This window comes from Adlercreutzia sp. DFI.6.23 (assembly GCF_024462535.1).
GTDB classification, from domain to species: domain Bacteria; phylum Actinomycetota; class Coriobacteriia; order Coriobacteriales; family Eggerthellaceae; genus Adlercreutzia; species Adlercreutzia rubneri.
This window is the reverse complement of record NZ_JANGBP010000217.1, coordinates 1-391: the sequence shown is the minus strand read 5'-3', so window position 1 is coordinate 391 and position 391 is coordinate 1. Positions and strand designations below refer to the sequence as shown.

At 64.7% G+C, this 391-nt stretch carries 1 protein-coding gene; it reads left to right on the top strand.

The genetic code is table 11. From position 1 onward, the window contains the following. Positions 1-363 (top strand): iron ABC transporter permease (locus tag NE591_RS13075; RefSeq protein ID WP_256156842.1); only part of this gene is annotated, 363 nt, incomplete at its 5' end. Positions 364-391 lie beyond the last annotated feature (28 nt).

The following is a 391-nucleotide window of genomic DNA, read 5'->3' as shown; positions in this document are numbered from 1 at the left end:
AGGGCGAACAGCGTAGCGCAGCCGATAAGCATGATGGGGAGCACCATGCCGATGTCGCGCATGTTCGCCCTGCGCTGGCGCATCAACATCCTCACCATGGGCGACGACGAGGCCGCCACCATGGGCGTGAACGCCCGACGCACCCGCATCGTCGTCATCATCGCCGCCACGCTCGTCACCGCCGCGAGCGTCTGCGTCACCGGCGTGATCGGCTGGGTGGGCCTCGTCATTCCGCACCTGTGCCGCATGCTCGTCGGCGCCGACTATCGCCGCCTCATTCCCGCCTGTTCCGCAGAGAGCACGACGGGCGGAGCATCGGACAATGCGCCTAGCGGAACAGCCCGCAAATGCCAGCAGACTTAAACATAAGCTGGCGCAAAACAATACACGA